Below are 7,683 nucleotides of genomic sequence, written 5' to 3' on the forward strand. Positions count from 1 at the left end.
TACAAGGCGCGCGGCATCGCCAGCTGGTACGGCAAGAAGTTCCACGGCCAGAAGACCTCGATCGGCGAGCCCTACGACATGTTCGCCATGACCGCCGCCCACCCGACGCTGGCCCTGCCCTCTTACGTCCGGGTCACCGGCCTGCAGAGCGGCAAATCGGTCATCGTCCGCATTACCGACCGCGGCCCTTTCCACGCCGACCGCGTCATCGACCTCTCCTACACTGCCGCCTACAAGCTCGGCCTGATCAACGGTGGTAGCGGCCAGGTCGAGGTCGAGGCGATCATTCCCGGCGAACTGGCCGGCACCACCTACGCCCAGCTGACGCCACCGCGGACAGCCAGCAACACCGAACAGGACGAAATCGAGCAGCTGGCCAAACGCCTGGCAGTCGACGAACCCCCCGCACCAACGCCAGCCCCGGCCAACCCGAACAGCGATGCCAGCGCCACCAAAGGCATCTACCTGCAGCTCGGCGCCTTCGCCAACGCCGACAACGCGGAAAACCTCAAAAACCACCTGCTGCGCGAGCTCGACTGGCTCAATGAAAGCATGCGGGTCAATCCGGCCGGCGGCATTCACCGCGTCCATCTCGGCCCCTACGCCAGCCGTGGCGATGCCGACCGCGTAGCGGAAAAAATTCGCGCCGCGCTCGGCTACCGCCCGACCATCGTCAGCCGCTAAGCTTCAATTGCGCAGTTGACCGTGGCCACCACGATGTTGCCGCAGCCCTGATAGTCGAGACTGGAAAAACTCATCATCCGGGCCATGGCAATGCCCCGGCCGTTCGGGTCGAAAGCGCGATCCGGGTCGAAAGCCAGGAACTTCGACCATTCAAAACCATGGCCCTGATCGGTGATCGTAAACACCGCGGCGGTCGGCGTCCGTTCCAGCCGAATCGTCGCGAAACGCTCGCGAAACTGCGGCAAGGCTAGCCGGCGATGGATTTCCGCCTCCCAGTCGCCCTCCCATTTGAGCAAGGATTTTTCCTCGTAGCTGACGCCCAGGTTGCCGTGCTCGACGGCATTGATCATGAGATCCGAGAGCCCCGGCGCCACCACGTCGGGCGCCGGGCACATGGCGGCCAGCACGGGGACCAGGCTGGTAATGTCGTCCATCGTGACGAAGCGGTATTCGACCGTGCGAATCAGCTTTTGTGCTTCTTCCAAACGCGCCGCCCGGCGGCGCAATTGGCTGCGCGCCCGGCGATCCTCCATCGCCACACGGACGATGGAAATCAGCGCCTCCGGCTCGTAGGGCTTGGTCAGATAGTAGTAAGCGCCGGCAGCGAGGCCTTCCCGCACCTGATCCGGCGACGACGCGGCCGTCTGCATGATGACCGGAATATCGGCAAAACGCGCCTCGCGCTTCATGCGACGCAGGAATTCCATGCCGTCGAGCTCGGGCATCATCCGGTCGAGAATAACCAGCGAAAAATCGCTCTCCGGGGCAATCAGGCTGGCCCACGCCGCCAGCGGATCGCTGTGCATTTCCAGCGCAATCGTTTCCTGCCCGAGAAACTCCTCGATGATGAACAGGTTCAACTCTTCATCATCGACGACCAGAACGCGCTCCTGATCCATGTTCCTGTCTCCCTTTTTCACGGCGGATAGTCAACGCAAGCCACCCCGGCGAGCCGGTCCTCGGCGAAGCAAGATCGTAGCACGCGCCATCCGTTTGACCAGGATCAATGGCAAGCCGGCGGCGCTGGCTATACTCGCGCGCTTGATATTCCGGATGTCGCCGATGACCTCCTTGCCCGATCTGGTTTGCCCGGCCGGTAGTCTGCCGGCCCTCAAGGCCGCCGTCGACAACGGTGCCGATGCCGTTTACCTCGGCTTCAAGAACGACACCAACGCCCGCAACTTCGCCGGCCTCAATTTCGACGCCAAGACCATGGCCGACGGCATTCGCTACGCCCACGCCAAGGGTCGCGAAGTGCTGCTGGCCATCAACACCTTTCCCCAGGCCGGCCGCACCGCCGACTGGCAAAAGGCCGTCGATGCCGCGGTCGACCAGGGCGTCGATGCCATTATCCTGGCCGACATCGGGCTGCTCCACTACGCCCGCAACCGCCATCCGCGGCAGCGCCTACATCTCTCAGTGCAAGGCTCGGCGACGAGCTATGAAGCAATCAATTTCTGCCAGCGCGAATTCGGTATCCGCCGCGCCGTGCTGCCGCGCGTCCTGACCCTGGCCCAGGTCGAGAACGTCATCAAGAACACGCCGGTCGAAATCGAAGTCTTCGGCTTCGGCAGCCTGTGCGTCATGAACGAGGGGCGATGCTGGCTGTCCTCTTATGCCTGCGGCGAGTCGCCGAACACCGTCGGCGCCTGCTCGCCGGCCAAGTACGTCAAATGGGACAAGAAGCCGGGAACCATGGAAACCCGGCTCAACGGCGTGCTGATCGACCGTTTCGGCGATAACGAGCCGGCCGGCTACCCGACGCTGTGCAAGGGCCGCTTCGAAGTCCAGGGCGAAACCTATTACGCGCTCGAAGAACCGACCAGCCTCAATGTGCTGGAAATCCTGCCTGACATCCTCAAGATCGGCGTCCGCGCCATCAAGGTCGAAGGCCGCCAGCGCAGCCCGACCTACGTCGCCCAGGTCACCCGCACCCTGCGCGCCGCGCTCGATTCGCTGCGCGACGGCAGTGAGCGCTTCCACGTCAAACCGGCCTGGCAGGCGGAACTTTCCAAGGTTTCCGAAGGCAGCCAGGCAACGCTCGGCGCCTATAACCGGCCATGGCGCTGAAGGACAACGCAGCATGAAACTCTCGCTCGGACCCCTGCTCTATTTCTGGCCCAAAGCCGAGGTCATGGCGTTCTACGCCGAAATGGCGCAGAACCCGGCCCTCGACATCATCTACGTCGGTGAAGTCGTCTGCTCGCGCCGCCAGCAGTTGCGCACCACCGACTGGATCGGCCTGGCCCGCGACCTGACCGATGCCGGCAAGCAAGTCGTCGTTTCGGCCCAGGCCCTGCTCGAATCGGAGAGCGACCTCAAGGCGCTGCGCCGGCTGATCGATGAATCGGGCTGCATGCTTGAAGCCAACGACCTCGGTGCGGTCAACCTCGTGCACGGCCAGAATTTCGTCGCCGGCCCGCACCTCAACATCTACAACGAAACGACGCTCGCCACTTTCGGCCGCTTCGGCCTGAAACGCTGGGTGCCGCCGCTCGAAGGCACGCGGGCGATGATCGAAACGCTGCATGCCAGCAAGCCGGCTGGCGTCGAGACTGAAATATTTGCTTTCGGCAAACTGCCGCTGGCTTTTTCGGCCCGCTGCTTCACCGCACGCCACTACGATCTGAATAAGGACGACTGCCAGTTCAAGTGCCTCGACCACGCCGAAGGCTTGACCTTGAAGACGCGCGAAGGTCAGGATTTTCTCTGCATCAACGGCATCCAGACGATGTCGGCACAGAGCTACAACCTGCTGCACGAAATCCCGGAGATGCTGAAGATGGGCATCGATATCGTCCGCATCAGCCCGCAGAAGGACCACATCCACGCCATCATCGCCGCCTTCGATGCCGCCCGGCGCGGCGAGCCGGTGAACGTCGACAGCCGGGACTGGAACGCCAGCGGTCTCGTCGATGGCTACTGGTTCGGCGATGCGGGTATCGTCCAGCATCACACGCAAGCCTTGGCGCAACTCGGAGCCTGAACATGAACGGCCGTTTCACCATCCCCAAATTCCGCCTGCCCACCTTCATCGCCAGCCTCGGCCAGAAACTGCCGCAATGGCCGCACACTCTGGCCCTGGTCACCGGCCTCAACGCCGCACTCAAAATGAAACTGCTGCCGGACAGCGAACTGGCCCGGCTCGAAGACAAATTGTTCCGCGTCCGCGTTCTCGATACCGGCGGCGAGGCCAGCTACACCTACGCCAATGGCCTGTTCCGGCCGGTGTTCAGCCCGCAGCGCGAACCTGACCTGGCTTTTGCCGCCAACTTGTCGGCCTACCTGCAGTTGCTTTCCCGCCAGGAAGACCCCGACACGCTGTTCTTCAACCGCGAACTGGAAATCACCGGTGACACCGAGCTTGGTCTGATCGTCAAGAACATGCTCGACGCGGTGGAGTGGCCGAAATTTTCCGACCGGCTACCGATCTTCCGCCACTGACCTGATTCCCACGGTCAACCGGAAATTTCGGCCAAAATGGAAGTCCGCTAAACGCTGCCTGTCGGCACGATACTGAGCGTCTCAGCCAGTTCGATGGGCGTTGCCAGCCCCTGCATTTCACGAATGCTGCGCGGACCGAGAAAAACGGCAACGCCGGCCTGCAAATCGCCGGCCGAAGACATCAGGTGCGAACGAATAGCCGGGTATTCATGTCCGACGGCCTCAAGCACCTCACCCACAGTGTCACCGCTGGCCATGATTTCATGCTGGCCCCCGGTAAAACTGCGCAGCGCCTGCGGAATATGAACGGCTACAACAGGAGAATCGAACATGATGGGCCTCCTCGCGGTGTGTGTCTGTAGGACAGGCCGTGACAGGCATGGTTCGCTCAATAAAAACGGGAGGCCGCAGCCTCCCGTCCGGTTCTTCAGGCAATACTGCCCTCAGTTTTTCTTCTGCGTATCGAGACGGAACTTAACGTAGGAACCGGGCGCATCTTCGATGACCTTGAGGGCACCGTCTTCCGGCTTGCGTGCCTTGACCTTGGCATCACCACCCGGCAAGGCGGTTACCCAAGCGTTCCAATGCGTCCACCACGAACCGCCATTCTGCGTCGCGCCGGCCAGGAAGTCTTCCGGGCTTTCCGGCAGGTTGCCGTCGGTCGCGTCATTGGTCCAGAAACCGTACTTGTTGGCGACCGGCGGATTGACGATACCGGCGATGTGGCCGGAACCGCCGAGGACGAACTTGGTGTTGCCGGACGGCAGACGGGCGCCCATGTAGGTGCTCTTCCACGGGGCGATGTGGTCTTCGATGGTCGAGATGAAGTAGCACGGGGTCTTGACCTTGCTGATGTCGATCTTGACGCCGCCCAGCGTGATGCCACCCGGTTCCTTGAGCAGGTTGCCGAGGTACATGTTGCGCAGGTAGAAGCTGTGCATGGCGGCCGGCATGCGCGTCGAATCGGAGTTCCAGTAGAGCAGGTCGAAGGGGAACGGGTCCTTGCCCATCAGGTAGTTGTTGACCACGAAGGACCAGATCAGGTCGTTGGCGCGCAGCATGTTGAAGGTGCCGGCCATTTCCGAGCCTTCCAGGAAGCCGCGTTCGGCCATCTTCTTTTCGAGACCGGCGACGGCGCCTTCGTCGAGGAAGATGCCGAGTTCGCCCGGCTCGGAGAAATCGAGCATGGTCGTGAAGAAGGTGGCCGAGTTGGCCCGCTTGTCCTTCTTGGCGGCCATGTAGGCCAGCGTGGTCATGGTCAGCGTGCCGCCGAGACAGTAGCCAGCCAAATTGACGCTGTTTTCGCCGGTATGGGCGCAGACCTGGTTGATCGCTTCGAGCGAACCTTCGAGCAAGTAGTTTTCGAAGGACTTGGCGGCCAGCTTCTCGTCCGGGTTGATCCACGACATGATGAAAGTGGTGTGGCCTTGATCGGTCGCCCACTTGACCAGCGAGTTTTTCTCGCGCAGGTCGAGGATGTAGTACTTGTTGATCCACGGCGGGACGATCAGGAACGGCTTCTTGTTCTGTTCCGGGGTGCTCGGGTTGTACTGGATGAGCTGGAACAATTCGTTCTGGAAGACGACCTTGCCCGGCGTCGTCGCCACGTTCTTGCCCATTTCGAAGGCCGAGGTGTCGGTCATCCGGATGCGCAGCTGGCCATCTCCGGACTCGACGTCGTGCAGCAGGTTGTTGAGGCCCTTGATGAGGTTCTGGCCGTTGCTCTTGACGGTTTCGCGGAAGACTTCCGGATTGGTCAGCGCGAAGTTGGATGGCGACAGCGCATCGATGTACTGGCGGGTGAAGAAATTGACCTTTTGCTGGGTCGCTTCGTCGAGGCCTTCCGTGCAGCACACCGTGTCATGCAGGTGACGGGCGGTGATCAGATACGACTGCTTGACGAAGTCGAACATGAAATGCTCTTCCCACTCTTCGTCCTTGAAACGGTTGTCACCCTTCTTGGGGGCAGCCACCGGGTGACTGCCCGGCATGCCCATCATCTTCATGCTGGTGTTTTGCCACAGCGAGAAGTAGTCCCACATCATGTTCATCTGGGTCTGGGCCATCTTGTACGGATTGGCCAGCAGGCGGGAAGACAGGTCCATGAAGGCTTTCGCCACGCCGAGCTCATCGGCCGGCGCATTGACGCCGTCCTTGGCCTTCTTTTCGATGAAATGGGTGATCAGGCGCGAGGCGCGCTGGGCGACTTCGGCATAGGTCTTGGCCATCTCGGCCGGGTTCGGCAGGTTCATACCCTTGTTTTCGGTTTGCTGCGACATCTTGAAACTCCCTCTGTCAGTGCGTAACGGCTTTAGGCTGCAACCGCGAATAGCGAATCACTCCGTCGGCGCCGATGCTGCCTGACAACCGACCTGCTTGCTCAAGGTAGTTCAGATGGGCAATCGCTTCACCCATCGCGAACATGGTTTGGTGTGTATCAAGCGCCCGATTGAACAACACATCGAGCAACTCGGCGGCGCTCTGCGGCGCTCGTTCACAGCTGTCTTCCAAAGCTTGCAATCGTTCTTCATGGTGCGAATGCAGTGCCTGAACCCGCGCCCGTATCCCGGTAAAGGGCAAGCCGTGCGAAGGTAATACCAACGTTTGATCCGGAATTTCACCCGCCATGTCGTCCAATGACTCAAGGAACCAGCGCAAGGCATCCGCCTTCGGGGTTGCGGCAAAAACGCTGATATTGGTCGAAATTCTCGGCAAAAGCATGTCGCCTGAAATTAACACGCCGAGTTCGACGCAGTAAAGCGCCATATGCTCGGGTGCATGACCGTGACCGATCAAAATTTGCCATTTTTTCCCGTCGACCGTAGCAATGTCGCCGATCTTCAGGCGGTCATAGTATTCAGGCAGGGCCGGCACCGCTTTGCGATAACCGGAACCGCGTTTTTCAAACTTGGCCAGTTGCTCGCTTCCCAAGCCATGTTGACGGAACTGTTCGACCATGAAACGCGCGCCATGCCCGGCCACCTCGTGCCAGACGACATGCGCCGTCAGGAACTCGCCGGTCGTCATCGACAGCGGCGCCCCGGTCTTTTCCATGAGCCAGGTGGCCAGCCCGAGATGATCAGGATGGAAATGGGTGACGATCAGGCGATGCACCGGGCCGTCGAGCTTTTCCAGGATCTGCGTCCACATCCCGCGCACCGCATCGTCCGGAAAACCGGTGTCGATGATGACCCAGCCGGCGCCGTCGCGGAGCAGCCAGAGGTTGATATGATCGAGCTGAAAGGGCAGCGGCATGCGCAGCCAGAAAACGCCGGGCGCCACTTCGGTCAGTTCGCCGGCGGCCGGCGGATGGGCGTGGGGAAAATGCAGGGTCATGGGCAAGCCTTGGAATCAAGGCGAACAACTTACCATACGGTGGCGGATTGAAAAAACCTGACGCATCTGTTTAACTTGGCCGCACCTTGAGGAGACTGATTTGAGCCAGACGGCCACCACCTTTGCCATCTCCGACCTCGCCCGCGAGTTCGGCATCACGCCGCGCACCATCCGCTTCTGGGAAGACCAGGGCATCCTGTCGCCCGAGCGCGAAGGCAG

The 7,683-nt window shown here is 61.2% G+C and carries 9 protein-coding genes; 5 read left to right on the forward strand and 4 right to left on the reverse strand.

Annotated elements, in window-relative coordinates:
- Nucleotides 1-684: septal ring lytic transglycosylase RlpA family protein (locus ADADOO_RS13755; protein ID WP_511278071.1), on the forward strand; the 684-nt coding region annotated here is incomplete at its 5' end.
- Here ADADOO_RS13755 and ADADOO_RS13760 read toward each other — a convergent pair.
- The gene (locus ADADOO_RS13760) at nucleotides 681-1,583 is read right to left on the reverse strand and encodes a response regulator (RefSeq protein WP_511278072.1); all 903 of its coding nucleotides are present in this window, start codon (nucleotides 1,581-1,583) and stop codon (nucleotides 681-683) included. The two genes, ADADOO_RS13755 and ADADOO_RS13760, sit on opposite strands and share 4 nt — an antisense overlap.
- A 163-nt stretch (nucleotides 1,584-1,746) precedes the next feature.
- Here ADADOO_RS13760 and ubiU point away from each other — a divergent pair, with 163 nt between their 5' ends.
- Genes ubiU through ubiT form a run of 3 tightly spaced genes read left to right on the forward strand, consistent with a single transcriptional unit; the run spans nucleotide 1,747 to nucleotide 4,128 of the window.
- The gene (ubiU, locus tag ADADOO_RS13765; protein WP_511278073.1) at nucleotides 1,747-2,754 is read left to right on the forward strand and encodes a ubiquinone anaerobic biosynthesis protein UbiU; all 1,008 of its coding nucleotides are present in this window, start codon (nucleotides 1,747-1,749) and stop codon (nucleotides 2,752-2,754) included.
- A 13-nt stretch (nucleotides 2,755-2,767) separates the two neighbouring features.
- On the forward strand, nucleotides 2,768-3,670 hold the full coding sequence (locus ADADOO_RS13770; RefSeq protein ID WP_511278074.1) for a U32 family peptidase: 903 nt from the start codon (nucleotides 2,768-2,770) through the stop codon (nucleotides 3,668-3,670).
- 2 nt (nucleotides 3,671-3,672) lie between these two features.
- Nucleotides 3,673-4,128: a ubiquinone anaerobic biosynthesis accessory factor UbiT gene (gene ubiT, locus ADADOO_RS13775; RefSeq protein WP_511278075.1), complete on the forward strand. Its 456-nt coding sequence runs from the start codon at nucleotides 3,673-3,675 to the stop codon at nucleotides 4,126-4,128.
- Nucleotides 4,129-4,175: 47 nt separating this feature from the next.
- On the opposite strand, the gene ADADOO_RS13780 is transcribed toward ubiT, so the two are convergent.
- From ADADOO_RS13780 to ADADOO_RS13790, 3 genes are all read right to left on the reverse strand, one after another.
- Nucleotides 4,176-4,460 (reverse strand): MoaD/ThiS family protein, encoded by a 285-nt coding sequence (locus tag ADADOO_RS13780; RefSeq protein ID WP_511278076.1) that lies wholly within the window; start codon nucleotides 4,458-4,460, stop codon nucleotides 4,176-4,178.
- A 111-nt stretch (nucleotides 4,461-4,571) separates the two neighbouring features.
- Nucleotides 4,572-6,407 carry a PHA/PHB synthase family protein gene (locus ADADOO_RS13785; RefSeq protein WP_511278077.1) on the reverse strand — a complete coding sequence of 612 codons (1,836 nt, stop codon included), beginning with the start codon at nucleotides 6,405-6,407 and terminating at the stop codon, nucleotides 4,572-4,574.
- Between the two features lie 16 nt (nucleotides 6,408-6,423).
- Entirely contained in the window at nucleotides 6,424-7,464 is a 1,041-nt protein-coding gene (locus ADADOO_RS13790; protein WP_511278078.1) for an MBL fold metallo-hydrolase, read from the reverse strand.
- Nucleotides 7,465-7,564: 100 nt separating this feature from the next.
- Here ADADOO_RS13790 and ADADOO_RS13795 point away from each other — a divergent pair.
- The coding region (locus ADADOO_RS13795; protein ID WP_511278082.1) for a MerR family DNA-binding transcriptional regulator at nucleotides 7,565-7,683 on the forward strand (119 nt) is incomplete at its 3' end.

The organism is Azonexus sp. (genome assembly GCF_036170495.1).
Lineage (GTDB): Bacteria > Pseudomonadota > Gammaproteobacteria > Burkholderiales > Rhodocyclaceae > Azonexus.

What these genes read in the sequence shown, in the direction of transcription:
- ADADOO_RS13760 (WP_511278072.1), bottom strand. Translation starts at nt 1,583, where the DNA reads ATGGATCAGGAGCGCGTTCTGGTCGTCGATGATGAAGAGTTGAACCTG.
- ubiU (WP_511278073.1), top strand. Translation starts at nt 1,747, where the DNA reads ATGACCTCCTTGCCCGATCTGGTTTGCCCGGCCGGTAGTCTGCCGGCC.
- ADADOO_RS13770 (WP_511278074.1), top strand. Translation starts at nt 2,768, where the DNA reads ATGAAACTCTCGCTCGGACCCCTGCTCTATTTCTGGCCCAAAGCCGAG.
- ubiT (WP_511278075.1), top strand. Translation starts at nt 3,673, where the DNA reads ATGAACGGCCGTTTCACCATCCCCAAATTCCGCCTGCCCACCTTCATC.
- ADADOO_RS13780 (WP_511278076.1), bottom strand. Translation starts at nt 4,460, where the DNA reads ATGTTCGATTCTCCTGTTGTAGCCGTTCATATTCCGCAGGCGCTGCGC.
- ADADOO_RS13785 (WP_511278077.1), bottom strand. Translation starts at nt 6,407, where the DNA reads ATGTCGCAGCAAACCGAAAACAAGGGTATGAACCTGCCGAACCCGGCC.
- ADADOO_RS13790 (WP_511278078.1), bottom strand. Translation starts at nt 7,464, where the DNA reads ATGACCCTGCATTTTCCCCACGCCCATCCGCCGGCCGCCGGCGAACTG.